General features: G+C 62.7%; 23 protein-coding genes. 14 read left to right on the forward strand and 9 right to left on the reverse strand.

Features of this window, described 5'->3' with window-relative positions; translation table 11 throughout:
* The first annotated feature begins 15 nt into the window (after positions 1–15).
* The 3 genes from ABDJ38_RS12465 to rimK are packed head-to-tail and all read left to right on the forward strand — an operon-like array spanning position 16 to position 3804.
* Positions 16–2391, forward strand: coding sequence for a DNA translocase FtsK (locus tag ABDJ38_RS12465; RefSeq protein WP_346785440.1), 2376 nt, complete (start codon positions 16–18; stop codon positions 2389–2391).
* Between the two features lie 13 nt (positions 2392–2404).
* Entirely contained in the window at positions 2405–2896 is a 492-nt protein-coding gene (locus tag ABDJ38_RS12470) for an ATP-dependent zinc protease family protein (protein ID WP_346785441.1), read from the forward strand.
* A complete protein-coding gene (gene rimK / locus ABDJ38_RS12475; protein WP_346785442.1) occupies positions 2893–3804 on the forward strand; it encodes a 30S ribosomal protein S6--L-glutamate ligase in 912 nt (303 codons plus the stop codon). The genes ABDJ38_RS12470 and rimK overlap by 4 nt, the downstream gene beginning before the upstream one ends.
* A gap of 12 nt (positions 3805–3816) precedes the next feature.
* Here the strand turns inward: rimK and ABDJ38_RS12480 are convergent, their stop codons facing one another.
* Positions 3817–5394 (reverse strand): tannase/feruloyl esterase family alpha/beta hydrolase, encoded by a 1578-nt coding sequence (locus tag ABDJ38_RS12480; protein ID WP_346785443.1) that lies wholly within the window; start codon positions 5392–5394, stop codon positions 3817–3819.
* A gap of 123 nt (positions 5395–5517) precedes the next feature.
* Between ABDJ38_RS12480 and ABDJ38_RS12485 the strand changes: the two genes are divergently transcribed.
* Together ABDJ38_RS12485 and ABDJ38_RS12490 are read left to right on the forward strand one after the other, a co-directional pair.
* Positions 5518–6750 carry an SGNH/GDSL hydrolase family protein gene (locus tag ABDJ38_RS12485; protein WP_346785444.1) on the forward strand — a complete coding sequence of 411 codons (1233 nt, stop codon included), beginning with the start codon at positions 5518–5520 and terminating at the stop codon, positions 6748–6750.
* Between the two features lie 77 nt (positions 6751–6827).
* A complete protein-coding gene (locus ABDJ38_RS12490) occupies positions 6828–8300 on the forward strand; it encodes a helicase HerA domain-containing protein (RefSeq protein WP_346785445.1) in 1473 nt (490 codons plus the stop codon).
* Here ABDJ38_RS12490 and ABDJ38_RS12495 read toward each other — a convergent pair.
* Positions 8297–8926 (reverse strand): flavin reductase family protein, encoded by a 630-nt coding sequence (locus ABDJ38_RS12495; RefSeq protein ID WP_346785447.1) that lies wholly within the window; start codon positions 8924–8926, stop codon positions 8297–8299. The genes ABDJ38_RS12490 and ABDJ38_RS12495 overlap by 4 nt on opposite strands.
* Before the next feature lie 132 nt (positions 8927–9058).
* On the opposite strand from ABDJ38_RS12495, the gene ABDJ38_RS12500 reads away from it, so the two are divergent.
* Entirely contained in the window at positions 9059–9196 is a 138-nt protein-coding gene (locus ABDJ38_RS12500) for a hypothetical protein (RefSeq protein ID WP_346785448.1), read from the forward strand.
* Positions 9197–9235: 39 nt separating this feature from the next.
* On the opposite strand, the gene ABDJ38_RS12505 is transcribed toward ABDJ38_RS12500, so the two are convergent.
* From ABDJ38_RS12505 to ABDJ38_RS12515, 3 genes are all read right to left on the reverse strand, one after another.
* Positions 9236–11116, reverse strand: a complete 1881-nt coding sequence (locus ABDJ38_RS12505; protein ID WP_346785449.1) for an acyltransferase family protein — start codon at positions 11114–11116, stop codon at positions 9236–9238.
* A 349-nt stretch (positions 11117–11465) separates the two neighbouring features.
* Positions 11466–11879: an acyl-CoA thioesterase gene (locus ABDJ38_RS12510; protein ID WP_346785450.1), complete on the reverse strand. Its 414-nt coding sequence runs from the start codon at positions 11877–11879 to the stop codon at positions 11466–11468.
* Positions 11876–13939: a S9 family peptidase gene (locus ABDJ38_RS12515; protein ID WP_346785451.1), complete on the reverse strand. Its 2064-nt coding sequence runs from the start codon at positions 13937–13939 to the stop codon at positions 11876–11878. Before ABDJ38_RS12515 ends, ABDJ38_RS12510 begins: the two co-directional genes overlap by 4 nt.
* A gap of 207 nt (positions 13940–14146) precedes the next feature.
* Here ABDJ38_RS12515 and galE point away from each other — a divergent pair, with 207 nt between their 5' ends.
* The gene (gene galE / locus ABDJ38_RS12520) at positions 14147–15160 is read left to right on the forward strand and encodes a UDP-glucose 4-epimerase GalE (RefSeq protein WP_346785453.1); all 1014 of its coding nucleotides are present in this window, start codon (positions 14147–14149) and stop codon (positions 15158–15160) included.
* Positions 15161–15312: 152 nt separating this feature from the next.
* Positions 15313–16614: a UDP-glucose dehydrogenase family protein gene (locus tag ABDJ38_RS12525; protein ID WP_346785454.1), complete on the forward strand. Its 1302-nt coding sequence runs from the start codon at positions 15313–15315 to the stop codon at positions 16612–16614.
* Positions 16615–16723: 109 nt separating this feature from the next.
* Here the strand turns inward: ABDJ38_RS12525 and ABDJ38_RS12530 are convergent, their stop codons facing one another.
* Positions 16724–17791, reverse strand: coding sequence for a nucleotidyltransferase family protein (locus tag ABDJ38_RS12530; protein ID WP_346785455.1), 1068 nt, complete (start codon positions 17789–17791; stop codon positions 16724–16726).
* Between the two features lie 279 nt (positions 17792–18070).
* Here ABDJ38_RS12530 and ABDJ38_RS12535 point away from each other — a divergent pair, with 279 nt between their 5' ends.
* The 6 genes from ABDJ38_RS12535 (at position 18071) to ABDJ38_RS12560 (ending at position 23561) form a co-directional block, all read left to right on the forward strand.
* Complete coding sequence (locus ABDJ38_RS12535; RefSeq protein WP_346785456.1) at positions 18071–18211, forward strand: lasso RiPP family leader peptide-containing protein; 141 nt, start codon at positions 18071–18073, stop codon at positions 18209–18211.
* 102 nt (positions 18212–18313) lie between these two features.
* Complete coding sequence (locus ABDJ38_RS12540; RefSeq protein WP_346785457.1) at positions 18314–18601, forward strand: PqqD family protein; 288 nt, start codon at positions 18314–18316, stop codon at positions 18599–18601.
* The gene (locus ABDJ38_RS12545) at positions 18602–19024 is read left to right on the forward strand and encodes a lasso peptide biosynthesis B2 protein (protein WP_346785458.1); all 423 of its coding nucleotides are present in this window, start codon (positions 18602–18604) and stop codon (positions 19022–19024) included.
* Position 19025: 1 nt separating this feature from the next.
* Positions 19026–20864 (forward strand): asparagine synthetase B family protein, encoded by a 1839-nt coding sequence (locus ABDJ38_RS12550; protein ID WP_346785459.1) that lies wholly within the window; start codon positions 19026–19028, stop codon positions 20862–20864.
* A complete protein-coding gene (locus ABDJ38_RS12555) occupies positions 20857–21786 on the forward strand; it encodes a hypothetical protein (RefSeq protein WP_346785460.1) in 930 nt (309 codons plus the stop codon). Before ABDJ38_RS12550 ends, ABDJ38_RS12555 begins: the two co-directional genes overlap by 8 nt.
* On the forward strand, positions 21783–23561 hold the full coding sequence (locus ABDJ38_RS12560; protein WP_346785461.1) for an ABC transporter ATP-binding protein: 1779 nt from the start codon (positions 21783–21785) through the stop codon (positions 23559–23561). The genes ABDJ38_RS12555 and ABDJ38_RS12560 overlap by 4 nt, the downstream gene beginning before the upstream one ends.
* 14 nt (positions 23562–23575) lie before the next feature.
* Here the strand turns inward: ABDJ38_RS12560 and ABDJ38_RS12565 are convergent, their stop codons facing one another.
* The 3 genes from ABDJ38_RS12565 to ABDJ38_RS12575 form a co-directional block, all read right to left on the reverse strand.
* Entirely contained in the window at positions 23576–24253 is a 678-nt protein-coding gene (locus ABDJ38_RS12565; RefSeq protein WP_346785462.1) for an HAD family hydrolase, read from the reverse strand.
* Positions 24246–25217, reverse strand: coding sequence for an ATP-grasp domain-containing protein (locus tag ABDJ38_RS12570; protein ID WP_346785463.1), 972 nt, complete (start codon positions 25215–25217; stop codon positions 24246–24248). Before ABDJ38_RS12570 ends, ABDJ38_RS12565 begins: the two co-directional genes overlap by 8 nt.
* A gap of 104 nt (positions 25218–25321) precedes the next feature.
* Positions 25322–25888, reverse strand: a complete 567-nt coding sequence (locus ABDJ38_RS12575) for a sugar transferase (RefSeq protein WP_346785464.1) — start codon at positions 25886–25888, stop codon at positions 25322–25324.
* Positions 25889–25939 lie beyond the last annotated feature (51 nt).

Below are 25939 nucleotides of genomic sequence, written 5' to 3' on the forward strand. Positions count from 1 at the left end.
ATCGAGGACACCCACATGGCAAGCCGCTCTGCCCCATCGGCGGGGACAAATGACAGCGCGGACTGGCGCGCCGTCTTCCGCTATTCGCTGACCCGCAGCCTGCAGCTGACCGGGGCCGTACTGCTGTTCGCCTTCACGCTGTTCCTCGCCTTCGCGCTTCTGAGCTACACCCAGACCGACGCCTCGCTTTCCACCGCAGCAGGCGCCACCATCGCCAACTGGATGGGCGCGCCCGGCGCGATAGTGGCCGATCTCGTGCTGGGCACCTTTGGCTTCGTTTCGGCGCTGCTGCTACCGCTCACCTTCGTGTTCGGACGCAAGCTGTGGCGCGACGCTGACGAGGACGAGCACTGGGACGGGCGCTGGTGGCGCGCGGCCGGGCTGCTGCTGGTGGCCATGGCGCTGCTTTCCAGCGTGCTGTCGCTGGTCTCAACCCCGCGCGACTGGAGCCTGCCCGCCTCGACCGGCGGCCTCGTCGGCTTGCTGGGCGAGCGGCTGATCACCGCGCTGGCCTCGCTGCTGCCCGCTGGGGTTCAGCCCTGGGCGATTGGCGCGGCGGGCGTGGCCTGCCTAGTCGGCGGAGCGATCCTTGCAGGCCGCGTCTTCGCGCTCGACTGGAGCCGCTTCCTCACCCTGCCCGAGCTGCTGCGCAATCCGCCCCGGCTCTCGACGCCGGCCAACCCCTTCCGCGAGGAGGCCCGCCAGCGCCAGCGCAAGACCGACACCCCCGCGCCCGAAATGGACAGCGACGACGACACGGCTGGCGAACCTGCCGTTTCCCTCGCCGCCGCGCGACGCCAGACCACGATTGTCGACCCCGCCGCCGCCCCGCGCCGCGCCACGCCTTCGAAGAGCAAGGACCAGACCGACCTCTTCGCCGACTACCAGCTACCCGGCCTCGACCTCCTGGGCGATCCGCCCGAACAGAGCGGCCCCAAGCTCGACAAGCTGGCGCTCGAGCGCAATGCCCGCCTGCTCGAAACCGTGCTCGACGACTTCAACGTCAAGGGCGAGATCACGGCGGTGCGCACCGGCCCGGTGGTCACGATGTACGAGCTGGAGCCCGCTCCCGGCATCAAGGCCAGCCGCGTGATCGGCCTTGCCGAAGACATCGCCCGCAACATGAGCGCGATCTCCGCGCGCGTGGCCCCGATCCCCGGCAAGACCGTGATGGGCATCGAGCTGCCCAACGCCCAGCGGCAGATGGTCAACTTCAAGGAGATGGTCGCCTCGGCCGCCTTTGCCGATCACTCCGGATCGCTGCCGATCATCCTCGGCAAGGATATCGCGGGCGAGCCGATCGTGGCCGACCTTGCCGCCATGCCGCACCTGCTGGTGGCGGGCACCACCGGCTCGGGTAAGTCGGTCGGGCTCAACACCATTCTGCTGTCGCTACTTTATCGCTTCGGGCCGGACCAGTGCCGGATGATCCTGATCGATCCCAAGGTGCTCGAACTCAAGAGTTATGAGCATATCCCGCACCTGCTGGCCGAGGTCGTGACCGAGCCGCCCAAGGCCGTGCGCGCGCTGAAGTGGGCGGTGGAGGAGATGGAGCGGCGCTACCGGATGATGAGCGATGTCGGCGCGCGCAACCTCGCCGGGTTCAACGAGCGCGTCCGCGCCGCCGCCGCCAAGGGCAAACCGCTCCAGCGTACGGTGCAGACCGGGTTCGACCCCGAGACCGGCGAACCGCTGATCGAGGAAGAGCTGCTCGAATATTCGGTGATGCCGCAGATCGTGGTCATCGTCGACGAGCTGGCCGACCTCATGCTGGTGGTCGGCAAGGAGATCGAGGGGCTGATCCAGCGCCTGTGCCAGAAGAGCCGCGCGGCAGGCATCCACGTAATCACCGCCACCCAGCGCCCTTCGGTCGACGTTATCACCGGCGTCATCAAGGCGAACCTGCCGACCCGCATCAGCTTCGCCGTCTCCAGCCGCATCGACAGCCGCACGATCATCGGCGAACAGGGCGCGGAGCAGCTGCTGGGCAAGGGCGACATGCTTTATAAGCCGCTCTCGGGCGCGATCATGCGCGTACACGGCCCGTTCGTATCCGACGAGGAGGTCGAGCGGGTGGCCGAGCACTGGCGCAAGCAGGGTACGCCGCAATATATCGATTCGGTCACCGAGGAACCGGCTGACGGCGGGTTCGACTTCGAGGACGAGTTCACCGCCTCCGACAATCCGGACGAGCGCAAGTATCGCCAGGCCTGCCAGATCGTGATCGAGAACCAGAAGGCCTCCGGCTCCTGGCTCCAGCGGCAGATGGGTGTGGGCTACAACACCGCCGCCAAGTGGATCGAGCGGATGGAGGAAGACGGCCTCGTCGGCCCCGCCAACCATGTCGGTCGCCGTGACATTTATCGCGACAAGGACGGCAATCCGCTCTAACGGGCGCGCCGCCATGCCCAAACGCGCTCCCGCCAAGCCTGCCCTTGCCGCCAAGACGGTCGGCTGGCTGGAGCATGTCGATTTGCCCGAACTGGGCCTCTATGGCGAAAAGGCCAAGATCGACACTGGCGCGCGCACCTCGTCGCTCCACGTCGACCGCATCGCGCCCTATATCGACGAGAACGGACAACACCGTGCGAAGATCACCAAATATGTTCGCCACGCCGGCGAGCGGCGCAAGACCGTGCACTGGGACGTGGAAATCCGCGATTTCCGCAGCGTAAAAAGCAGCAATGGCGCGGTCGAGGAACGGGTGGTGATCGCGACCATGCTGAAGCTCGGAACCGTTGCCCGCAAGCGCGAGTTTACGCTGACGAATCGCAAGGAAATGCGCTATCAGATTCTCGTCGGTCGCAAGGGGCTGGGTAAGCTGTTCCTTGTCGACCCTTCCGCCAAATTCCTGCTCGATGAACTGCCTGCGAAGGCCAAGGACCCTACCGCATGAAACTGGCGATGCTCGCCCGCAATCCCAATCTGTACACCCACCGCCGACTGGTCGAGGCAGCGGAGGAGCGTGGCCATTCGATCGAAATCCTGAACACGCTGCGCTGTTTCATGGACATCACCTCGCACCGGCCCACGGTGCATTATGATGGCCGCGTGATCGGCCCCAAGGATTTCGACGCGGTGATCCCGCGCATCGGGGCCTCGATCACGTTCTATGGCACCGCCGTGCTGCGGCAGTTCGAAATGATGGACGTCTATCCGCTGAACGAGAGCGTCTCGATCGGGCGCAGCCGCGACAAGTTGCGCTCGATGCAATTGCTGGCGCGGCGCGGCATCGGCCTGCCCGTCACCGCCTTTGCCCACTCCGCCAAGCAGGCAGAGCAAGTGCTTGCCATCGCGGGGGGCGCGCCGGTGGTGATCAAGCTGCTCGAAGGCACGCAGGGGATCGGCGTGGTGCTGGCCGACACGCCGCGCTCGGCCAAGTCGGTGTTCGAGGCCTTTCGCAGCGCAAACGTCCATATCCTCGCGCAGGAGTTCATCAAGGAAGCGAACGGCACCGATATCCGCGCGCTGGTGGTGGGCGGCAAGGTGGTCGCCGCCATGCAGCGCACGGGCGCGGCAGACGATTTCCGCAGCAACATCCACCGCGGCGGCCATGCCGAGAAAATCCGCATCACAGCTGAGGAACGCAGCACCGCCGTGCGCTCGGCTAAGATCATGGGGCTGAACGTGTGCGGTGTGGACATGCTGCGCTCCAACCACGGGCCGGTGGTGATGGAGGTGAATTCCTCGCCCGGTCTCGAAGGGCTGGAAAAGGCGACCAACACCGACGTTGCGGGCAAGATCATCGCTTTCCTCGAGGAAAACGCAGCCCAGGGCCGCACCAAGACGCGCGGCAAAGGCTAGCGCCCTCTCGGCTTACCGCATCCGGCAGGTGTAACTGCCCGCGCGCAGCGCCTCGCCGCTTTCGTAGTGCGCATAGGAGGGGTGCGGGCACAGCTTCATGCTTTCCGGCCCGAAGTCCGCGCGGAAGGCCTCGACCGCGCCCGGCGCTTCGCCCTGCTCCACCCATTCGACCATCGGCGACAGCAGGTCGAACTGGTCGAAGGTGTCACCCCCCGAACAGTGCATCATGCCCGGCACCATGTAGAAGCGTGCGGAATCGTCCCACGCCTCGGCGCCGTTGGCCTCCCGCGCACGCTGGAAATAGTCCCAGGTATCGAAGGCAGAGAACCACGGGTCCGACACGCCGTGGAAGTACATGAGCTTCGAGCCGCGCCCGAGGTAGGTCGAAAGGTTTGTCCAGTAGGGGGTGTCGGTGAGGCGGCCCGCCGCATCCCAGCGCACCGCGTGCAGGCGCGCGTCAACATCCATCTCCCGCGCGGTGCTGGCGGGACCGAACACGCCGGGCTGTCCCATCGGCACGAAGCCGGGCAGGCCCTGCCCGTCGAAGGCAATGCCGGTATCCCACGGATAGGCGACATAGCTCGGCCGCCCGCTGGCATCGCGCGGGCCGGCAAGGCCAGCGGCAAGCGCATCGGCCTGCGGCTGGCTGAGGCAACTGCCGCTCTCGCCCGGCTTGCACACGAGGCCCTGCGGATCGAACGCACGACAGGCCCCCACGTTCATCACCATACCATCGGCCTTGCCATCAAGCGCATCGCACTGGCGCAGGATCTCGCGGCGGATCGACGCGCGCTGCTCGCCGACGATCCCTGCTGGGCCGTCTTCGCCAGCGTCCAAAGTCCGGTTCAGCATCACCTGCGCATATTCGATGCTGAGGTTCGAATGGCCCGGACGCATCGCGGGCGCGCCGATTACGATCCCGTCAAACAGCTCGGGATAGCGCTGGCTCGCCAGCATTCCCTCGCGCCCGCCGGTGGAGCATCCGGCCATATAGGAATGGTGCGGCGCCTTGCCGTAATAGAGGGTGGCCAGCGCGCGGGTCACTTCGGTCACGCGCGGCACAGCCGCCTCGGCGAAATCGAGCGCGGCGCGCTGGTCGGCCATGAAGCTCTGGTCGAACACTTCGCCCTTGTGGCCGCTATCGTGGCTGGCGACCGCGAAACCCCGGCTGAGCGCGTTGTCCTTGCCCGCCGCGACGGGGCCGACTGCCGGGCGAACCACGCCGTTCAGACCGCCTCCGCCCTGAAGCAGATAGCGTCCGTTCCACTCCAGCGGCAGAGCCAGCTCGAAACCGATCCCATATTCGGCCCCGCCCGCGCCAACGCGGCGGTTAATAATGCCCTCGACAAGGCAATGCGGCGGCTTGGCGATGGCGGGCGAAACGGGCGTGGCCTCGATCGTGGTTGTCTCGGGATGGTAGCTGGCCGAGGTGATTTCCACCCCGTCGTCCACCAGGCCTTCGAGCGCCGTGCAAGCGCTGGCGTAATAGTTCGCCGGGCGCTGCTCCGCGCTTCCCTGCTGGGCCGGAGCGCCCGCGAGCGGCAGCGTGGTGGCAGCCAGCAGACTGGCGGTGACGATAGATGTGCGCATGGTTGTCTCTCCCGGTCCCTGTTTGTCGCCACGGTTAGCAAGCCTGCCACCCCGCGACAATTGCGCCGATTGCGTCTCACGCCGCCCAGACTAATCTGGCCTCAACAGGAGAGGGGAAAGACAATGCGACTTATGATGGTATCGGCGGCACTCGCCGCGATAGTCCTGACGGGCACAGCCCATGCACAAGAGGGCCGCTGGGTCGGCAGCTGGACTGCCAGCCCGCACGCTCCGCTCGCCAGCGAAGGGCCGTTTGCCGCGCCGAGCTTCGATGATGTCACCCTCGCGCAGACCATTCGTCTGTCCGAAGGCGGCTCGGCGCTGAGGATACGCTTTACCAACCGTTATGGCCCGGCACCCCTGCGCATCGGTGAAGCGCGCATCGTGCTGCTCGACGACGAGGGGGTCGAAGTGCCCGGCACCAGCCGCCCGCTCACCTTCGGCGGTGCGGCAGAGGCGGTGATCCCACGCGGCGCGCCTTTCGTCAGCGACGTGGTCGAGCTTGCAAGCGAGGACTTCCAGAAGGCCAAAGTTGTCTTCTACCTGCCAGAGGCGACCGGCCCCTGTACCTGCCACCTCACCGGGCTCGACGACCTCGCCGTGTCGGCTCCGGGCAACTACGTGGATGAGGTCTTCCCTGCCGCCACAACCGCGCGATACCGCGCCTTCCTGCAGACGGTCGAGGTGCTTTCGCCCGACGCGCAGGGCACGATCGTGGCCTTCGGCGATTCGATCACCGACGGGGTCGGCTCGACACCGGGCGCGGACCGGCGCTGGCCCGATGTGCTGGCCGAACGGCTCGAAGCGACGGGGATGGAATATGCCATGGCCAATGCCGCGATCTCGGGCAACCGCGTGCTCAGCCCCGGCATGGGCGAAAGTGCCCTCGCCCGCTTCGATGAGGACGTGCTCTCCCTGCCCAATGTCACCCACATGATCGTGTTCGAGGGGGTGAACGACATTGGCAACCGGTTCGGCCCCGTGCAGGGTGGCGTTGGCGGACTGACGCTCGACCAGCCGCCAATCGACGTCGCGCAGATGATCGCAGGCTTCCGCCAGTTGATCGTCCGTGCGCATGAGAAAGGCATCAAGGTGATCGGCTCGCCGATCGGTCCTTACAAGGGCGCGGCCTACTGGAGCGAGGAAGGCGAAGCGGCGCGTCAGGCCATCAACCGCTGGATCGTCACCTCGGGCGAATTCGACGCGGTGGTCCGCTTAGACGAGGCCTTTGCCGACCCCTCCGACCCGCAGCAGATGCGTGAAGGCTATCACATGGGCGATTACCTCCACGGGAGCGACGCAGGCCTGCGCGCCGTTGGCGAAAGCATCGATCTGACGCTGTTTGCTTCAGACTGACCGCGCGGGCGGCAAGCACTGGATAAACGCCCCCGACGGCCTTCCCGCCCGCATCCCCATAGCCTAAGTCTGCCTCGGTGCAGGCACAGATCGAAATAGGTAGGGATTCGGGCGGCGGGGCCGTCCACGTCGATGTCGAGGAATTGCTCGCCACGCGCCTTCTGGTGCAGGGCAACTCGGGCAGCGGCAAGTCACACCTGCTGCGCCGGCTGCTCGAACAGAGCGCACAGTTGGTGCAACAGGTGGTGATCGATCCCGAGGGCGACTTCGTCAGCCTGGCGAAGGAGTTCGGCCATATCGTGATCGAGGGCGGCAGCTACACCAGCCGCGAGATCGAGGCGCTGGCAGGCCGCATCCGCCAACATCGCGCCTCGGTGGTGCTCAGCCTTGACGATCTCGAGGTCGAACAGCAGATCCGCTGCGCCGCGCTGTTCCTGACCGCGCTGTTCGACGCCCCGCGCGAACACTGGTTTCCCGCGCTGGTGGTGGTCGACGAAGCACAGATGTTCGCGCCCGCCGCCGCTGGCGAGATGGCCGAAGACACCCGCCGGATGACGCTCACCGCCATGACCAACCTGATGTGCCGGGGGCGCAAGCGCGGGCTGGCCGGGATCGTCGCCACCCAGCGGCTGGCGAAGCTCGCCAAGAACGTCGCCGCCGAAGCGTCGAACTTTCTGATGGGCCGCACCTTCCTCGATATCGACATGCAGCGCGCCGCCGATCTGCTCGGCATGGACCGCAAGCAGGCCGAGCGAATCCGCGACCTCGAACGCGGCCACTTTCTCGGCCTCGGCCCGGCGGTGAGCCGCAAGCCCGTGGCGGTGAAAATCGGATCGGTGAAGACCGGCGGCAAGAACGCCGCCTCGGGCCTCGTCCCCCTGCCGCAGGTGTCAGGCGAAGGGATGGAAGCCCTGCTCCACGATTCGCTGGCCGAGGAAGCCGCAGCACCGCAACCGCAGCGCCCTGCCCCACCGCCCAAGCCGGCGATGGAAGATCTCGCCGACACCATCGCCCACGCGCAGGATGAGGGCGAACTGCCCGCCGCCGAGGAAGGCACCAAGCCCAACGCCGCGCCTGCCGCGCCGCCGCCGCCCGATGGCTCGGTCGAGCAGGTGCTGGCAGAGATGGCGCGCGAAGAGGGCGCGACCTACCAGTCTTTGTCGAGCTTGTTCCGCAGCTTCGCGATCCGCTGCCGCGAGCGCCGCGTACCCAGCGCCCATATCGACATGGCGCAGTTCCGCCGCCTGTTCGCCCATGCCAGTGCCGGGCTCGAGCGGCTCGATCCCTCGCGCCGCGCTGCGGTCGAGCAACTGGCGCAAAGCGTCGACGACGATGTGCTGGCCCCGTTCCTCGCGATAGCCGCAGCTGCCGCCGAAGGCCGTAGCGCGCCGGACGAAGAGGAACTCGCGCGCGTCTATGGCAGTTCCTCGCCGGGGCGCATTCGCCGCCTGCTCGACCACCTAGAACGCACCGGCCTGATCGTAGTGCGCGAGGATTTCGGCGGGGAACGCACGATCACCGTGCCGGGGCTGGAGGAATACGCGGGCTAGTCGCGGCCAAGCTTGTCAAAGCGCAACCGGTCCATATGCAGCGGCGCGGCGTTGCGGACATATTCGCCCGCGCCATAGGTCCGGCCGACCAGCTGCATCGCCGGATTATCGATCCGCAGGCGCCCGTCCTCCTCGCCGAGGAAGCGATCCTCGATATGGGTGACAATCACCTCGCCCAGCACGATCCCGGCATTGGGGCCGGTCTCGATAAACTGCCACAGGCGGCATTCGAACTGCACCGGCGCGCCAACCAGAAGCGGCGCTGCAACGCGGCTGGCCCTGGTCGCCTCCAGCCCGGCCAGTTCGAACTCGCTCACCTCGGGCGGAGCATCGGTGGCGCTAAGGTTCATCGCCTCGGCCTGCGCCTCGCTCACCAGCGCCACGGCAAATTCGCCCTTCGTGCGGATGTTGGCGAGGCTGTCCTTCTCCGCCACGCCCTCGCGCTGCAAGTCCGCCGACATCCCGATCGCCAGCAGCGGCGGAGTGCCGCCCATCGCATTGAAGAACGAATAAGGCGCGGCATTGCGCCGCCCCTCGCCGTCCTCGCTCAGCACCCAGGCAATCGGGCGCGGGGTGATGGTGTTGACCAGCAGCTTGTAGCGCGTGGCGGGATCGAGCGTGCCCATCGTGAATTGCATCCACGGCAGGTGGGTATGGGGATGTGCCTGTGCAATGCGGCAATCGCGCCGATGCGGTTTCGCTTGTAGCCGGGCGCATCATCATTCAGGTCGACGCCACCCAAGCTGGTGACGCGCGCGATGCTCTCGACGATGGAGCCGGGAGCGACGCGGGATGTGGCCATCGACAAGAGTGCCTGCTTGGAGACCAGCCATGCTACCACCAACGACGATCCGACCTATGTTGTCGATGCCTGGCGAACATACCCGGCGCTGTAAGTCACACCACTTTGCTCGCCCGAATGTCGCATCCTTCGCTCATCGTTCCCCTAAAGAACTGGAAATCCGAGCCAATACAGAACTCAGTCTCCTAGAGGATTCAATGGCCCCTTCCTTTGTGAGGTGCCTGCCATCAGCAGACATCAGCAAGCCCTCATCCGTAAAAATTCTGCATTCACTGGAACTTCCATCGCACAGCGGCCGCAGCATGGGATAGAAGAATTCATAACCATCGAGCGCTCCATGAAGCCTTAGAGATATTTCCTTGGCTGAATCTGAGGCCGGTTGCCTATACTCGCTCCTTTCATTTGGCGGTATAGAAAGAAGATCATAAGGTCTTATTTGGCCAAAATCCTTGATTCCGAAAACGCGAACCGGCTTATTATACTTTTCACTCAGGTTATCGATGGATTGCGGCAGGTAATCGATAACCCAATCCTCCCAAGATGCCGCCAACCAAATCTCGTCAGACTCGCGAAGTATGGCGTCGAATTCATCACCTCCATACCATCCCAACACCTTGCAACGATCCAGCCTGTTCAGTGGGATATTCGGTTCTATAACCTCATAGTTATTGAGGTACAGATTTCCACACTCTGAGTTGACCTGTCGCGTTGAAAATTGGACGTCTGAAAAGAGTTGCGATTCATTGAAGACATTTAACATGTCTTTCGCATAGCTATCGCCAATAAGAGCTATACGAGGTCCACTATCGCCAACGAACGTCCTGCCTTGCAATGCATCAAATGCTGCCTGGTTATACCCCTTGTAATCAGATAGCTGCGTCAACAAAGCTCTGTCTTCTTTTTTGTATCTATTTGGAAAGCCATCGTTCGAAACCATAACGGCCCCAATGACAATGAGTGATAAACCCCCAAGGGAAGAGAATATCACTATCGTTTTTCTCGATATCAATGACCTATTTCGGAAAGGAGTTTCGACGAGCCAGTACGAAAGACAAGAGAGCACGGCCGTTAACAGCAATAACTCTGGAATATTTTCCTCGAACATAGACAGGTGGCGAGATAGCGCAAAAATAGGCTGATGCCACAAGTACAAGGAAAAACTAATCAGACCTATAAATACAAGAGGCCCGGAAGAGAATACCGCCTTTGTGAAACGCGAGTTTGACGCGGCAACAACATAAAGGAAAGTTCCCAAAACCGGAACTGCCGCATATATACCAGGAAATGGCGTATGATCGTCGAAACCGACATATGCATAGCCAATCAGGATAAGTCCTATAATGGAAATTATCTCCGCCCGCTGGCCCTGGACGTCAATCAACCTTTTATGCAAAATTATAGCAGCAACTGCGCCGGCAAGAAGCTCCCACGCCCGCGTGACTGGGAAGTAAAATGCTGTATCAACATGAACTTTTGTTACATAGTATGAGCCAACAATTGAAATAACAAATGCCGCCACTAAGGATGTATAAAAAATCTTCTTGTAGTTCTTTATAAGAAGAAGAAATATTGGAAAGAATATATAGAACTGCTCCTCAACAGCCAGACTCCAAATATGGATGAGAGGCTTCAGCTCAGTGGCATCGCCAAAGTATCCCCTCTCACTCCAGAAATAGAAATTCGCGAGAAATATCGGAGTCGATATCAGACTCTTGGCGAATGAAACCAGATGCTCTGGGTATAGAATGAGGGATGACGCAACAGCCGATGATATCGCCACCAAGTAAAGAACCGGCAATATCCTGCGGGCTCTTTTTTCATAGAAATTGACGATGCTAAATCGATCTTTTTCTATATTCTCGATAAGTATCGTTGATATCAGGTATCCGCTTATTACAAAGAATACGTCAACGCCTACGAAGCCGCCACTGAACGATTCAAATCCGGCATGGAACAGTATAACCGGGACAACGGCCAGTGCTCGCAATCCGTCTATTTCAGCGCGATACTTCAACTCGACAATCCTTTGAACGGAAGTTAGCCTGAGGCTAAGAATTCCTTCTTTCCGCTTCCCAACTTCCGTAGGCGAAACCCTTAATCTACTGAAAAAGGCTAATTTAACCTCACGCTTCCCCGGTGGTTACGGGTTGGCTCGTTATAGATTTGCCGAGTGGGTGAATAGCATGTTTTCCTGCGCCCAAGCTCAGGAGTCACGGCCTGTGCCAGAAGATGACAGTTGCGACGATGCAGATTATCAGACTGAGGACGTGGGCAAACTCCCGCACGGCCCGGACATCCACGCAAACCGTGTGACCATCCTGCAGGGGCGGGAAAGCTGTTCAAGAACTGGCCCGGCCAACTCCCTAACTCTCCCACCCGCACTCCGGCGCAAACGGCGCGGCCACCTCGGCGGGCACGCGCATCACCCGGAATGTGTCGCGCGCGACCATCGCCCAACTTGTCTTGGCCCGCACCAGTTCGCGGCCATCGGCGTCGGTGAAGGTGAAGTAGCGGGTGAAGCGCGCGCCCTTCGGCCCCTCGCGGATTTCGGTCAGGCCCGTGACCTCGGCGCCCAGCTGCACATTGCCTCGATAGTCGATCTCGTGTCGGGTCACGACCCAGGCGTAGGCGTCCACATGCTCCGGCAGCGCATCGGACAGCCAGTGCGCCACGGCCAGCTCTTCCATCCAGCGCACCCACACCGCGTTGTTCACGTGCCCGTTTGCATCGATGTGCCCGGGCTGCGCGGTGAAGGTCTGCTGGTGGCGGTTGCTCACTGCTCGATACCAAGCTGCCACAGGATGAAGGCGACCTCCTCGGCCACTTCCTTCAGGCCCTCGAAGCGCCCGGTCTTGCCCGCATGGCCTGCGCCCATGTTGGTCTTCAGAACCAGCACGTTGTCGTCGGTCTTCAACTCGCGCAGGCGGGCGACCCACTTGGCGGGCTCCCAATAGGTGACGCGCGGGTCGTTCAGCCCTGCCGTCACCAGCAGCGGCGGATAGGCCTGCGCGCGCACCTGATCGTAAGGCGAGTAGCTGGCGATGAGGTCGAAGGCCGCGACATCCTCGACCGGGTTGCCCCACTCGGGCCATTCGCCCGGCGTCAGCGGCAGCGTCTCGTCGAGCATCGTGTTCAGCACATCAACGAAGGGCACATGTGCCACTACCGCGCCGAACAGCTCGGGTGCCTGGTTGATCACCGCGCCCATCAACTCGCCGCCCGCCGAGCCGCCGCTCGAACTGATCTTGCCCTTTGCGGTATAGCCCAGCGCGATCAGGCCGCGCGCGACGTCCTCGAAGTCGTTGAAGGCATTGGTGCGCTGCTCGCGCTTGCCCGCGTTGTACCATGCCCGGCCCAGATCGTCGCCGCCGCGGATATGGGCGATGGCATAGGCAAAGCCCCGGTCGACAAGGCTCAGCCGCGTGGTCGAGAACGAGGGATCGATGGCGATGCCATAGGCGCCGTAGCCATAAAGGTGGAGCGGGCCACCCTGAGGGCGATCCTTGCGATAGACCACGCTGACCGGAATTTCGGTCCCGTCGCGCGCGGGGATCATCAGCCGCTCGCTGGTGTACAGAGAGGCGTCGTAGCCGGAGGGGATCTCCTGCACTTTGCGCGTCTCCAGCTCGCCGCTGGCAAGGTGATAGTCATAGACCGTGCGCGGCGCGACCATCGAGGAATAGACGAGGCGGATCGTGTCCACGTCCCACTCGGGATTGCCGACAAGGCTCGCCGAATAGGTCGCCTCGGGAAAGGTGATCGGCTTGCCTTCGCGCGGCGCGTCGTAGGAATGGATCGCGATCTGGTCGAGCCCGGCCAACCGCCCCTCGGTGACGAAGAAGTCCTCGTAAAGGTCGAACCCGGTGAGGTAGAACTCGTCCGAACCGGGGATCACCTCTTCCCATTTGCCTGGATCGCCGAGCGGGGCCTTGGCGAGGCGGAAGTTGATGTGGGTGTCATTGGTCCAGATGTAGATCGTGTCCCCATGCACATCGACGCCATATTCGACCTCTTCGCGCGCGGGCTTGACGACAATCGCCTCGGCCAGCGGATCGGCCGCAGGCAACAGGCGGACCTCGCTGGTGGCATGATCACCGGTGGACACGATCAGCCAGTCGCGCTTGCCTGATAGGTCCACACCCGCAGTGAAGCCGGTGCGGTCCTCGTGGAAAATCTCGCGGTCGTCCGCCGCATCGGTGCCGAGCCGGTGGACGAGAACCGAATCGACACGCCACTGCGCGTTGGCGCGGCCATAGACGAGCATGGTGTCGTCCGCCGCCCAGACCAACGCAGTGTTGGTATCGGGAATTTCGTCATTCAGCATCTCGCCGGTGACGAGGTCGACCACCTTCGCGGTATAGCGCTCCGAGCCGTTGGTATCGAGCGAATAGGCGAGCAGTTTTCCGTTCTCGCTCACCGAAACGTCGTTGAGGCTGAAATAGTCGTGCCCCTCGGCCAGCTTCGGCCCGTCGAGGTAGCACTGCGCGTCGCCACCCGCCGCCGGGCGCCGCCAGTAACGGGCATATTCGCCGCCTTCCTCGTATTCGGTCCAGTAGACCCAGTGGCCGTCCTTCTGCGGCACCGAGCTGTCAGCCTCCTTGATCCGCCCGCGCATCTCGGCGAACAGTGCATCAACCAGCGCCTTGCGCTCGCCCATCTGCGTCTCGAACCACGCGTTCTCGGCCTTGAGGTGATCGAGCACCTGGGGATCGTCGATCTCCGGGTAGTTCGGGTCGCGCAGCCAGGCGTAGGGATCAAGAATCGTGCGGCCATGATGGTTGACCTCGTGCGCACGCTTCTCGGCAACCGGCGGCGACACTTGTGTCTTCTCGTTCACTGGCCTGTTCTTGCTCACATGCGATCCTTGTTGGCTGGCCCCGCGAGGTTGCGGGACGCCTTTCGAGAGCCGCGCTACCGAAATGTCAACATTCGGAGCCTATCCAGCCTGCGCCATGCACGTCGCAACTGGCAGGTCTGGCTTTGGCAAGCTGGCGGAGATAACGCTCCGCACCGCAATGCAGCAAACTGGGATGGAAGATCTTGTATGAGTGACGGCGAAAAGGTTCCGGTTCTGGTCACGGGCGGTGCGGGATATATCGGCAGCCATGCGGTCCTCGCGCTCAAGGACGCAGGCTGGCCAGTGGCCGTGATCGACAACCTGACCACCGGCTTCCGCTTCGCCGTGCCCGATGACGTGCCGTTCTACGAAGGCGACATCGAAGATGCGGCGCTGCTGGCGCGTATCTTCGCCGAGCAGGGCACGAAAGCGATCATGCATTTCGCCGGGTCGATCATCGTGCCCGAATCGGTCGCGGACCCGCTCAAGTATTATCACAACAACACCGCCAAGAGCCGCGTGCTGATCGCGACGGCGGTGGCAGCGGGTGTGCCCCATTTCATCTTTTCGAGCACGGCAGCGACCTATGGCGTGCCCGAAAGCTCGCCCGTGCGTGAGGACGATCCCAAGAGCCCGATCAACCCCTATGGCTGGTCGAAGCTGATGACCGAGCAGATGCTCGCCGACACCAGCGCGGCCCATCCGCTGAACTTCTGCGTACTGCGCTATTTCAACGTCGCGGGCGCCGATCCGCAGGCGCGCACCGGCCAGTCTACAGCGGGCGCAACGCACCTGATCAAGGTCGCCTGCGAGGCGGCGCTGGGCAAGCGCGACAAGGTCAGCGTGTTCGGCACCGACTATGACACGCCCGACGGCACCGGCGTGCGCGACTATATCCATGTGAGCGACCTTGCCGCCGCTCACGTCCACGCGCTTGCCGCATTGGTGGCCGATCCCGCCCGTTCGCTGACGATGAACTGCGGCTATGGGCGCGGATTCTCGGTGCTTGAAGTGCTCGCTGCGGTGGACCGCGTGACAGGCGGCAAGGTAACGCGCGAAATGGGGCCGCGCCGCGCGGGTGATCCGGCCGCGCTGGTCTCAGACCCCGCGCGCATCAGGGCCACGCTGCCCTGGGTGCCGCAGCACGACGATCTCGACACGATCATTACCCACGCGCTCGCCTGGGAACAGAAGCTCAGCACGATCCGCCCCGAGCACTGAGAAAGGCACGCCAGACCATTTGTCACCTGCCTGACACGGAAAAAAGTGTAGAACTGTCGCGGCTTGGGGCAGTTCGAGACATGTCCTTTCCATTCCCACAGGCGCCCCCTAAGGATGCGCCGCAGTTCAGAATTCAACGAGGAAGATCCTAGATGCGCGTGACAATGATCGGCTCGGGCTATGTCGGCCTGGTTTCGGGAGCTTGTTTTGCCGACTTCGGCCATGACGTCACTTGTGTCGACAAGGACCAGACGAAGATCGACGCGCTCAAGCAGGGCAAGATTCCGATCTACGAACCGGGCCTCGAAGCCCTCGTAGAGAACAACGCGCGCGCTGGCAGGCTCACCTTCACCACCGATCTGAAAGCCGGCGTGGCCGATGCCGATGCCGTATTCATCGCGGTGGGCACCCCGTCGCGTCGCGGTGATGGCCATGCCGACCTCAGCTACGTGTATGCGGCTGCCGAAGAAATCGCCAAAAGCATCGATGGCTTCACCGTGATCGTCAACAAGTCGACCGTGCCGGTAGGAACGGGCGACGAAGTGGCCCGGATCATCAAGGAAGCCAGCCCGGATGCAGAGTTCGCCGTGGTCTCGAACCCGGAATTCCTGCGCGAAGGCGCGGCGATTGACGACTTCAAGCGCCCCGACCGGATCGTGATCGGCGGCGACGATGCGCGCGGCATGGAAGTGATGCGCGAGATTTACCGGCCGCTTTATCTGAACAAGTCGCCCATCGTCGAGATGAGCCGCCGTTCGGCCGAACTCACCAAGTATGCCGGCAACGCCTTCCTTGCGACCAAGATCTCGTTCATCAACGAGATCGCGGACCTGTGCGAAAAGGTCGGCGGCGATGTGCAGGATGTGGCGCGCGGGATCGGGCTCGACAATCGCATCGGCCCCAAGTTCCTCAACGCCGGCCCCGGCTATGGCGGAAGCTGCTTCCCCAAGGACACGCTCGCCCTGCTCAAGACCAGCCAGGACTACGGCGCGCCGCAGCGCATCGTGGAGGCGGTTGTGTCGGTCAACGACAACCGCAAGCGAGCCATGGGCCGCAAGATCATCCAGGCAATGGATGGCGATGTTCGCGGCAAGACCGTCGCGCTGCTGGGCCTGACCTTCAAGCCCAACACCGACGACATGCGCGACAGCCCGGCAATCGCAATCGTACAAACGCTGCAGGATGCCGGTGCGAATGTGAAGGTCTACGATCCGCAAGGCGAGGAACAGGCACGTCTGGTGATCCAGAATGTCGAATACTGCACCTCGCCCTATCAGGCGATCGAGGGTGCAGATGCCCTTTCGATCGTGACCGAATGGGACGAGTTCCGCGCGCTCGATCTGCGCCGGGTGCTGACCATGCTGAAGGAGCCTGTCCTGGTCGACCTGCGCAATATCTACGACCGCGCTCAGGCCGAGGGACTTGGCTACAAGTATGTGGGGATCGGTCGCTAGTCGGCCTCAGGGCCGGATCGGCCCTGCTATAGCCTCGCGGGGCGCTGGCACCTGCGGGAACGCCTGTCGGCTGGAGATAGCGCCCCGATGCCTTGCAGCAGGCAGGGTGTCAGTGCGCTTCCTCGTAATGGCGGCGCATTTCACCTAGCCTGACCAGGCAAAACTCGCGCGCGAACCGGAAGGGTCGGGTGCCTGTGCCGTCGGTCCACTTCCACAACAAGTGCGACCGTCTCCACCGGCGCGCCGGTTGCTCGGTCGTGCGGAGCAAGGTCGCTGCCGAGCGCGACCAATCCTCGGCCACCGGCCCCGCGCCCTCCATTCCGATCCGGAACGTTGTAGAGGCAAGGTCGGTTGCGAACCTCCACAGGCGAAAGACGCCGATGGCGCGGGCATAATCGTCGAATGCAGCGCGCTGCCTATCATCCAGCGCCTCCGTGACGACCAAAAGCTCGTGTGCGTAGTGCAACCACGCCTCGCCGCTTCGCAGCGCCTTGCCCAGACTGCTGGCGGTTAGCATTGCCGCATCCATTTCGCCCATCACGGGGATCGTGTGTCCGCCAACCTCAGCGAACCCGCCCTTCGCAATAAGGTTGTCGATGTCCGTCGGTGCCGGTGTGCCGGGTTGCCAGACCTTGTGATGAAGGTCGACGATCACGCCTCCATTCACTGGCAGGTGCGGCGACTCGCCGAGATATTCGTGCCACCATTTGTTCGTCGCTGAAATCGGCGAATAGAACCCGTTGGCCGCGAGCACGTCGATGGCTGATCGGTAGTCCGCATGGCTAACGAGAATATCGCTATCATGCACGGGGCGGACGTCCCAGCGACCATAAAGTGCGTGGGCCCTGAGCACGCCTTTCATCGAGATCGCGCGGATGCCGTGGGTCCGCAAGATGCTGCACAGGGTTGCCGTAACCCCGAGGTTGGCCATGCCTTGCAGGAGACAAGCCTCACGGTCTGCCAGCAGCCTGTGCTCGCGATCCGCCGGGATGGCGATTCCCGCCCTCGTCATTCCTTCGGCAACGAGCAGGAGGCACTTGTTGTGTTCCGCCAGGTCAAGCACGGCGGTCCAGTCGGTTTCCCGAAACCGCCAGGGCGCCTCCTCGCCCGGACAAACCCATTGCCGCAATGCCCCGAGCAAGGGCACCAGAACAGCTATATGAGCATTATCAGTCATTTGGTTCTCAGCGCCTCACCTTTCTCAAAGACCTTACCGCTTTGCAGCAAAGACGAATATGGCCTCCCCCACGGCATGATGGCACAGTTCCGAACTGTCCCACATTGGTACTTTCGCTGCAGCGCATCAAAATATGGTTGCATCGTCGTTAACTCTATGTGATCGGGGTTGCGAACGGATTCTGGCTATTAGCAACCAGTGCCCGGGCCCTCGCAGTGGTCGCAAACAATCGATGTAACACAATCGTTGTTTTCAACGTGAAATTCGTGGAGGCCAATTATGGCTAAGAAGACTTATGAAGCTCCGAAGTTCGAAAAGCTTGGCTCTTTCGAAGCGATGACCAAAGGCAGCTCCACCGGGTCGCAGCTCGACGCTGACTTCCCCGATGGTACGCCCTTCGGCGATCTGACCTTCTCGTAAGGTCGGCTCACCACAAAAAGCGGTCGCTTCGGCGGCCGTTTTTTGTTTTCCCGACGCCGCCGAACTCTTGTACCTTCGCGGCGTTGGAGATAGATCAAATTCATGAAATCAGGGGGCTCACGCGCAAAATATCGTCGCTGCGAAGATCTCGTGGTGTGCGATCTGGACGGCGGTAGCGCTTTGCTCGACCTTAATACGAGCACCTATTTCAAACTGAACAGCACGGCCAGTTTCATCTGGGAAAAGCTCGGTGACGGGCCGATGTCTGCTGACATGCTCGCCGACGAACTCATTCAGGTCTACGACGTGGAAAAGGCCGTTTGCCTTCCAGACATCCAGGACGTTCTCGAAGACCTGGCAAGGGCGAAACTGGTCACGGGTCAATCCTAGATGAGTGCGCGGCGCGTTTTCGCCCTCGGCTTCAGACATTTCGGTTTGCTTTGCAGGGCTCTGGCCGTGGTCATCGCATTCCGCCTCGCCCTCTTGGTGACGAAACATCGGCGTATTGCACAGGTCATAAAGGTGCACCCCGCCCCTTCCCGCCCCGTGCGCTCACCTTACACGCTGGCATGGGCGGTCAAGCACTCTGCTCGCATCGTCCCCTTCGCCCATTGTCTGACCCAGGCGCTCAGCCTGCAGTATCTGCTTGGCCAGCAGGGCATGACCTCGACCATTCGCGTAGGTGTCCAGACAGCCGAGAACGGCAATCTGGGTGCCCACGCCTGGCTTCTCCATGACGGCGTCGTCTTGATTGGGGGGAGCGAGAAAGACCTCGCCGCCTTTACCAAGATGATCGACCTCAACCCGTCCTGATATGGGCGGCTTCGCTCTTGCCTGGTCCCGCTCGCACAGGTCGCTCGCCTTCGCGCGACTGGACCATGATGCTCCGCCGTCCGGGAAGCCCGACGCGAGCCCGGTCTTCGCTGCCGATGACAAAGCCCAATCACTCCAGCTGGCAGGCATATGGCGGGCCGACAACGCGCAGGATCTCATCCGCACCCTCGGTCTGCGGGAAGGCGCGCCGCCTCACGAAGTGCTCGCTGCGGGATGGCGCAAATGGCAGACCGGGCTGGCCGATCGCCTGCGCGGGCCATTCGCCATCGCCATCCTCGAAGTCGCCAGCAACGAGCTCTACCTCGCGCGCGACTTCACCGGGGTTGAACCGCTCTTCTACACCAGAACCTCCGACGGCCTTGGTATGGCCTCCGCGCCCGGCGCCGCGCGCGCGCTGGGGGACGGCAGCGCCCCGGTCAACCTGGCAACGATAGCGAGTTTTCTCGAGGGCGTTCGCCCCGACAAGACCAGCACTTTCTACGAAAACGTGACAAGGCTGGCTCCGGGCCATTGGATGACTGTTTCACCAGCGGGTGAGCGGATCGAACGCTATTGGACGCCAGAAGCGGTGAAAAGCCTTGCCTCGTGCGACGATGCGGGCGAACGCTTCCAGTATCTGTTCGATCAATCAGTGGATTACTGCACTGCGGGGGCAGACCGGCTCGGCATCCTCCTCAGCGGCGGGCTCGATTCGTCAGCTATTGCCGGATCGGTCATGCATCGCCGCTCGGGCGGGCCGAAAGTCCAGTCGCTTTCGACGACCTACCGCGCCACCCCCGGCTGGGCCGACGGGAAACATATCGACGCGCTGCGCGAATACTTCGACATGGATTTCCATAGCTTGCCAAGCGAAGCGCACGATCCGCTGGCCGACCTCGACCAGTACCTTCCCGTGCTCGACGGACCGAGCCTCGGCTATGGTTCCTCGGCATCCAACCGGCTCTTGCCGATGGCGGCGGGGCTCGGTTGCACCATCGCGCTCAAGGGCCACGGCGGCGACGAGGTGGTCAGCCATGGCACCGGTCGGCTCAACGAGCTGGCTCGCCGTGGCCAGTGGCGGGAGCTGTGGATAGAAGCGGAAGGTGCGGCCAGGCTCTGGTCGATACCGCGCTGGAAAGTGTTCGACCGATACCTCTTCCACCGGCCCGAACGGCGGTGGCTTGCTGCGAAATGGCAGCGGCTGCGTCGCGCGCCGCCCGCACATCCGGATTTGGCAAGCGAATTGCTATGCGAGGAATTGCTTGCCCATCGTGCGGGAAACGATCCGCCACACGCGCCCAAGTTCGACGCCCGGCATACCGAACGCGACCTGCAGCTTAGCGCCATAGACTCGCCGCTTCAGGCCCACGCGCTCGAGACGCTGGTGCTCAGCGGCCGACATCATGGCGTGGAAACCGCCATGCCCTTCTTCGACCGCGACCTGTTGGAATTCTCGGTCAGCCTGCCGTCGGACTGGAAGTTGCGCGATGGCTATTCCCGCTACGTTCTGCGCAAGGCGATGGAAGGTCGCGTGCCCGATTGCATCACCTGGCGCCGCGACAAGAACGACTTTACCAACGACTTCCAGATCGGGTTGATCGAACGCAGCCCGCGGCTGCGCGATCTGGTCGCATCGTCCAACAGCGACCTCAAAGGCCTTATCCAGCCGCAATGGTTTGACCATATCTGGTCCAAAGTAACACATCAGGGATCAGCAATATCCGCCAGCGATGCGCGCGCCCTATGGCGCGTGGCGGCGCTGGCGATGTGGCTCGGCGGCGATCGGCGTCCGGCATCGCCGCCGCTATTGCAGACGATTGGAGTTGAGGGCGATGGCTGAGCAAAGCAGGAGGCTTTACGAGGCTTTCGGCCTTGTGATCGAAAGCGATATCCCGCTCGACGAACTGCGCCCGGCGGCCCCCGATGAAGCCCCCGATATCCGCTTTGTCGAACGCCCCATCGAGCGCGCTTTGCCCCGGCGCGAAGATGGCATCGTGATGGACTATCACGATCCCGCGGGCGTGGTGATGGCCTGGCCCGATGTCGCGGCTTTCCGGCTGGTCGACAAGGCGACCGTATGGGTCGAGAAATATCCCGAGGTGCCGGAATCCTATGTCGCCTTTCCGATCCTCGGCCCGATCATGGCCTGGATGCTGAATTGGCGGGACTTCTTCGTGATCCATGCCAGCGCCATCGACATCAACGGCAAGACGATTGCCCTGATGGGCGACAAGCTGGCCGGAAAGTCGACCACGGCGGCGGCCTTCGTGCGGGCGGGTTATCCGCTCATCACCGACGACCTGCTCGCGATCACCTTCGACAGCCAGCGCAACCCGGTGTGCCACCCGGCCTTCCCCCAGCTCAAGCTGGCCGACGATGCTGCGGCCAGCATTCAGGTCGCTGGCGCCGAGGCCCTGCCGCTCGTCTACGAAGGCTTTTCCAAGCGGCAACACAAGCTCGCCGCCATGCGCACGCAAGCGGCAAGCCTCGACTATCTTGCCACTCTCGACCGCGGTGGAAGCGAGCCCGCGCTCTATCCCTTCGACACCGCTGCCGCGATCGCCGCCATCAACCGCTTCAGTTATATGCCCCGCTTCGGCGATGCGCCCTGGACGCGCGAGGACAAGGCACGGCACTTCACAGCCTGTGCGACGCTGGCTGACAGAGCCACTGTCGCCCGGCTGCAGATACCCGACGATCTGGGCCGCCTGCATGAAACGGTGGAGCTTGTCGCCAATGCCCTCGATCGGATCGGAACGTGATCGCAAGCCTGGGCAGATTCGTCGCCTTTCTCTGGCGGCTGACCAATGGACGGATCGGCGTGGCGCTGACGCTGAACGTGTTGGCCAGCTTTACCGAAGGCGTCTCGCTGTTCCTGCTGATACCGCTTATCGCCACGATCGATGCCGGTCGCTCTGGGAACAGCATCGATATTCCGATCCTTGGCGATCTCATGCAGCGCTATCACCCCAGCCTCGGGCTGCTGCTGGTCGGCTTTGTCCTGCTCATCGTTCTGCAAGGCGCACTGGTGCGGACGAAGACGCTCTATCTAACCGGCGTGATGCATCACGCCATTGACCGGCTGCGCCAGTCCTTCTTCGTGAGCGCCGGCAATGCGCAATGGGAGGTATTGCAGCGCTCGCGGGTATCGGATCTCAACAACATTCTTACGGTCGAGACCGGCCGAATCCAGATCGCGGCATCAAACCTCACGAGCCTGTTTCAGGCCCTGATCCTGCTGTTGACCTATCTGGCGATGGCCCTGCTGGTATCGTGGCAGATGGCGCTGTTCGCCGCCGCTATTGGCCTGGTGATGTTTGCCGCGCTCTATCCGATCCGGCGTCAGGCGACGCGGTTCGGCGAGGAGGTCGGCCAGATGTTTCGCGAACAGAACCGCACCTTGCTCGAGTTCCTCACCGGCATTCGGGTGGCCAAGTCGTTCCTCGTGGAAGACGCCTATGCCGAGCGGTTCTGGCGAAGACTGACCATGATCCGCCAGACGACACTCCGCTATGCCGGGGTCCGCACGCTGGGCACGTTGAGCTTCCAGGTCATGAGCGCCGTGGCGGCGGCGGCCTTCATCTGGGTTGCCGTGGAATGGGTGCAGCTCGATTTCGGGCGGCTGATTGTCCTCCTGTTGATCTTCCTGCGCCTTGCACCGCGCTTCGGCGCGATTCAGGAATCGATCCAGAGCCTGCTTTCCAACCTGCCCGCATTTGACCTCTTCCGCGAACAGTCGACCATGTTCGCCGAGGCCGCTGAACCGAAGGGCGAAATGGGCGAAGAAGCTCCGTCTTTTTCGGACGAAATTCGGCTTGAAGGCTTGTCGCTCAGCTATCCGGGGTCATCAAAGCCCGCGCTCGACGATGTGGATCTCTCCATCAGGTTTGGCCGCATCACCGCCCTGATCGGGCCATCGGGCAGCGGGAAGAGCACGATTGCCGATCTCGTCATGGGCCTGCTGCGCCCGACCAGCGGGAGGATGACTGTCGACGGAGTGGAAATCACCGACAGCAACCGCCGCGCATGGCGCGGATCGGTGGCCTTCGTTCCGCAGGAGGCCTTCCTGCTGCATGACACCATCGCCGCCAACCTGCGGATCGCCCTGCCCGATGCCAGCGACGAACTGCTATGGTCGGTGCTCGATCAGGCCAAGGCTCGATCGTTCGTGGAGCAACTTTCGGACGGCCTCCAGACCGTGGTCGGCGAGCGCGGCACCCGCCTTTCGGGCGGCGAGCGGCAGCGCATTGCGCTTGCCCGCGCGCTGCTGCGCAATCCCTGGCTGCTGATCCTCGACGAGGCAACGAGCGCGCTCGACTGGGAAAACCAGCAGAAGATCGCCGCAGACATCGCCGCCATGCGCGGCAAGGTGACGATCCTGACCGTCGCCCACCGACCCTCGATGATCCGCTTCGCCGACGATATGATCGCCATCGAAAACGGTCGTTGCGTGGAAAGCGGGACATTCGCGGCGCTCGCGGCCGATCCCCGCAGCCGCCTTGCCGCCATGCTGCGCGGGGAAGGTACCGAAAGGTAGGGCCAATCGCGGCGTCAGGCGATCTTGATGTCGAGTTCGTCGAGCGATGTAATCACGTGATCCGCCTCGTGGGCGGTCTCGCCGGGCAGGCCGTCATGAATGCGCTCAGGGCGAAGTATCTGCACCGACTGCCAGCCGAGCTGACGCGGGGCGATGAAATCCTTTGCTCCGTTGTCGGCGATGTAAACGATGTTGTGCCGCGAAGACGATGTCAGGCTCTCGATCAATTCGAAGGCTCTCGCGTGTGGCTTGGAATATTGCTTGCCCCAGACCCCCGTCATGATGACGTGGCCCAGCGCCCTATCCAGACCCAGCGCCTTGATCTTCGCAGACTGTGCTTCCTGTGGGCCATCGGTGATCAGGCCTGTTTGAAATTGGCCGACCCGGCGAAGGAACCGCGAAGCATCGGCGCACAACGCGATCTCGGGCGCGTGCGATCGATAGTAGGCCACAAGCTCCGCAATGAGCCCGGGCGCGGGGTCGATCCCATTGCGCGTTAATGCAATATCGAAGATGTTCCCCCGCGCGCCCCCGGCAAGCCGTTCGCAGCACGCGGCAACGAAGGCCTCGCCTCCGATCCGCTCACCGAAACGCCGGGCCAGGGCGCGAAAGCCGCTCTCGGCGAAGTCGCGTTCCAGATAGAGCGTATCGTCCAGATCGAGAACGACGACCTGCGCTGCAATCTCAATCAAGGAAGATCGCCGCATCGTATCGAAGCATCGTCACGCCCTCTTTCCACTGGCTCTCGGCCCAGTCGGATGGCTTGCACAGCTGATGCAGCAATCGCTCGGCAAAGCGCCCTCCGGCACGGTCGGCCAGGAGGTAGCCACCCCCGAAGCGCGCGTTAATCTCGAACACATTCGGGCCGTGATCCAGGTCGTCGATCAGCTGAAAGCACAGCACCCCTTCGGCATCTGGCAGGGCCCCGGCAAGCTTTGCCGCGATGTCGTCGATGTCCGCGCGGCGCACCGTCATGCCCTTTTCGACTTCTCCCGCGCGCACCGACAGGCGCCGATGAGGAACGACTGTCTGAAGTTCTCCCTGCGCATCGATGAAGATGTTGACCGTGTATTCGTCGCCTTTCAGCAGTTGCTGCGCAATCATCGGTTCATGGAAAGACGCCGGAATCGCCGCCGCATTGTCGACGATCTGTATCCCGCGGCTAGCGCTTCCGGCCGACGGCTTGATCATCGTCGGCCATTCCCAGTCGGCAGGAATATCGGCCGCACTATCGAAGCAGACTGTTCGCGGAACCGGCACGCCATGGCTTTGCAGAACCTCCATCGTCCTTGCCTTGTGGCGGACGATTTCGATTGTGCTCGGACCGCCTACGTGAACCTTGGTTCCTGCGGCCAGGAAGCTCTCCCTGGCCAACGCCAGCGGATAGAGTTCAGTATCGATCGTGGGAATCAACAGATCGATGTCGTGCCGGATGCAGTAGTCGAGCAGCACCGCCGTATAGTCCGGATGATCACAGCGCGGAACTGCGAAGGCCTGCGAGGCGACCTGACAGGCAGAGCTCATGCCCGGGTTCAGATCGCACGCGTGTGTCGACAAGGTAAGGCCAAGCCGTTGCCCTGCCGCAACGAAGCATTTGATGAGTTCAACGCGTCGGCCGGCCGAGGTGAACAAAACGGACAGAGGCTTGGAGTTCATTGCGCCTTGGTGCCTTTCAGGCAGTGAATTTTTTGTAACCGAAGGGCCCGCTTGCCGATCTGGGAAAAGACCGGACGGAGCATTCGGTTCAGTCCTTGCGAGGATTACGTGGCGCCAGTGCGCACCTTCTCTCCGCCGACCACAACGAGGAAAGTGCGCAGCAGAATCTTCCAGTCGAGAAGCCAGCTGCGATTCTCGATGTACCAGAGGTCGAGAGCGACTTTCTGATCGAGCGTGAGCAGGGTGTTCCCGTTGACTTGCGACCAGCCGGTGAGGCCCGGTTTGACCGCGCATCGCGCCCATCCCCGCTCGCCCAATTCCTCAAGCGTCTGGGGCAACAGCGGCCGCGGCCCTACAAAGGCCATGTCTCCACGCACCACATTCCACAGGCCGGGCAATTCATCCAGCCGCGACCGGCGCAAGAAGGTTCCAATTGCGGTAACCCGCTGCTCATCCGGAAGAAGTTGGCCATTCTCGTCGCGGTCGTCGCGCATCGAGCGGAACTTCAGCAGGCGAAACGGCCTCATCCCCTTGCCCGCGCGGAACTGCCGAAACATCACCGGACGCCCCTGGCTGATCGCACACATGAGCCCAAGCACGATCAGCACGGGCACAAGCAGAACGAGCAAGAAAAAGGCGCAAAACCGCGACAGGATAGACCCAAGTATCATGTCTTTACCTATGTATGCACGCTGTCAGCCACCGCGATCCGTCGGTTTCGC

It is taken from the genome of Aurantiacibacter flavus, from assembly GCF_039710615.1.
Taxonomy (GTDB): Bacteria; Pseudomonadota; Alphaproteobacteria; order Sphingomonadales; family Sphingomonadaceae; genus Alteraurantiacibacter; species Alteraurantiacibacter flavus.

Excerpts from the sequence above, each read along its gene's own strand:
- ABDJ38_RS12465 (WP_346785440.1), top strand. The coding sequence starts at position 16 with ATGGCAAGCCGCTCTGCCCCATCGGCGGGGACAAATGACAGCGCGGAC.
- ABDJ38_RS12470 (WP_346785441.1), top strand. The coding sequence starts at position 2,405 with ATGCCCAAACGCGCTCCCGCCAAGCCTGCCCTTGCCGCCAAGACGGTC.
- rimK (WP_346785442.1), top strand. The coding sequence starts at position 2,893 with ATGAAACTGGCGATGCTCGCCCGCAATCCCAATCTGTACACCCACCGC.
- ABDJ38_RS12480 (WP_346785443.1), bottom strand. The coding sequence starts at position 5,394 with ATGCGCACATCTATCGTCACCGCCAGTCTGCTGGCTGCCACCACGCTG.
- ABDJ38_RS12485 (WP_346785444.1), top strand. The coding sequence starts at position 5,518 with ATGCGACTTATGATGGTATCGGCGGCACTCGCCGCGATAGTCCTGACG.
- ABDJ38_RS12495 (WP_346785447.1), bottom strand. The coding sequence starts at position 8,926 with ATGGGCACGCTCGATCCCGCCACGCGCTACAAGCTGCTGGTCAACACC.
- ABDJ38_RS12500 (WP_346785448.1), top strand. The coding sequence starts at position 9,059 with ATGCTCTCGACGATGGAGCCGGGAGCGACGCGGGATGTGGCCATCGAC.
- galE (WP_346785453.1), top strand. The coding sequence starts at position 14,147 with ATGAGTGACGGCGAAAAGGTTCCGGTTCTGGTCACGGGCGGTGCGGGA.
- ABDJ38_RS12525 (WP_346785454.1), top strand. The coding sequence starts at position 15,313 with ATGCGCGTGACAATGATCGGCTCGGGCTATGTCGGCCTGGTTTCGGGA.
- ABDJ38_RS12530 (WP_346785455.1), bottom strand. The coding sequence starts at position 17,791 with ATGACTGATAATGCTCATATAGCTGTTCTGGTGCCCTTGCTCGGGGCA.
- ABDJ38_RS12535 (WP_346785456.1), top strand. The coding sequence starts at position 18,071 with ATGGCTAAGAAGACTTATGAAGCTCCGAAGTTCGAAAAGCTTGGCTCT.
- ABDJ38_RS12540 (WP_346785457.1), top strand. The coding sequence starts at position 18,314 with ATGAAATCAGGGGGCTCACGCGCAAAATATCGTCGCTGCGAAGATCTC.
- ABDJ38_RS12545 (WP_346785458.1), top strand. The coding sequence starts at position 18,602 with ATGAGTGCGCGGCGCGTTTTCGCCCTCGGCTTCAGACATTTCGGTTTG.
- ABDJ38_RS12550 (WP_346785459.1), top strand. The coding sequence starts at position 19,026 with ATGGGCGGCTTCGCTCTTGCCTGGTCCCGCTCGCACAGGTCGCTCGCC.
- ABDJ38_RS12555 (WP_346785460.1), top strand. The coding sequence starts at position 20,857 with ATGGCTGAGCAAAGCAGGAGGCTTTACGAGGCTTTCGGCCTTGTGATC.
- ABDJ38_RS12570 (WP_346785463.1), bottom strand. The coding sequence starts at position 25,217 with ATGAACTCCAAGCCTCTGTCCGTTTTGTTCACCTCGGCCGGCCGACGC.
- ABDJ38_RS12575 (WP_346785464.1), bottom strand. The coding sequence starts at position 25,888 with ATGATACTTGGGTCTATCCTGTCGCGGTTTTGCGCCTTTTTCTTGCTC.